The sequence below is a fragment of the Acinetobacter rudis genome, assembly GCF_000829675.1.
GTDB classification, from domain to species: domain Bacteria; phylum Pseudomonadota; class Gammaproteobacteria; order Pseudomonadales; family Moraxellaceae; genus Acinetobacter; species Acinetobacter rudis.
Genome location: NZ_BBRX01000140.1, coordinates 1 through 1,498, shown reverse-complemented (window position 1 = coordinate 1,498; position 1,498 = coordinate 1). Strand labels below are relative to the sequence as shown.

The 1,498-nt window shown below is 37.2% G+C and carries 1 protein-coding gene; it reads left to right on the top strand.

Annotation, left to right across the window (positions count from 1 at the left end; translation table 11 throughout):
• A partial coding sequence (locus tag Aru01_RS18240; protein ID WP_042111794.1) for an Ig-like domain-containing protein occupies window positions 1–1,498 on the top strand: 1,498 nt, incomplete at both ends.

Genomic DNA, 1,498 nt, shown 5'->3' with positions numbered 1-1,498 from the left:
CGTTACAGGTCAGACTGAGGCAGGTGCGACTGTTAAGGCGATGGTGAATGGTAAAGTTGTGGGTTCTGCTGTTGCAGGAGCGGATGGCAAATATAGCTTAAGCTTAGATAAAGCTTATCTGAACGGTGAGAAGATCGAGATCACAGCGGCGGATCAAGCAGGCAATGCCATAACCCAAAAACTGTATGCACCGATAGCAGATTTGGCCAATAGTAATGCTCATTTTGAACTCGAAGAAGCATATCAAATAGAGTGGAATACTCAGCAAGTTTCTATTCAGAACGAACAAAATTACTCAAGTTTATCTAAAACTATTCAATTTGAAGTTACGGGTGATAATGGATCAGTTGTTCTTAATTTATCAAATAGTTCTTATAGTATACATGGCAGTTATTATTTCAAACTTTCAGGCCCTGGAATGGATAGCTCTAGTTCGGGAGGTATTTCAAGTATAGGTTCTGGTTATGACTCTAAAGTTATTGGTAGTGGTCTCAAAGCAGGACACTATACTTTAACTGTACAGGTTAATTCTCCAAGTACATTAATTGAGTTGGATATTACTCAAAATATTCAGGTTGAAGAAAAAATATTTGATGGGTATCAGCAAGTTTCGGGTAACGTATTTGCTGATGACTCTGGCCAAATTAAGACACCTGAAAACTATATGCTACAGGTTGGTAAGCAAAAAATTATTTATCAGTCAGGTATAGCGAATGCTGAACCTATTATTCATCAGACTGAACATGGAACATTGACTTTAAATGCAGATGGATCTTATCGATACCAATCGAAATGGACTGAACAGGGTACAGCAGCTAAAGGTTTAAATGATCAATTAAATATTAAGATAAGTAGTTTAGATGGCAGTAACAGTATCGATTATGCTCTTAAGGTCACTACTGATATTACACCGCCGATTGCTGGTGAAATTATTTTTACTGATTTTAATGATAGTGGTATTTCCGATACAGACTTTATCACTAACGACCAAGAGTTTAGTATAGATATTCAAGGTAATGAACAAGGCTCTTTTGTAGAGTACCAATACTCTACAGATCAAGGTCAGACTTGGTCACTTTTTGAAAAAGAGATGTGGTCTTATTTTGAAGAGGGTCAGTATAGCTTCAGAGCGAAAGTAACTGATGCAGTGGGTAATGAAAGCTATACTGCAGAAAAACAAGTCACTGTGGATATAACTGGGCCAGATTTACAAAATCTCTTTAGTTATGATGTGCAGACTGATCACATTGTTCTTAATCCGCCAGAAGAAAGCTATCAATTGACTCAATGGATTGCTGGCCAATGGGTTGAGGTAGATATTAAAGCACCTTTAGCTTGGACCGACTCCTCTCAATACAAAGTTACGGCAACAGACTTTACAGGGAATACAACTGAACAGATTATTCATATTGCCCAAATATCTGGAACTTTTAAACCTGAGAATAGTGCGCAGATTAATATTATTAAAGGTTCAGAAGAAGATGATTATCTTTATGGC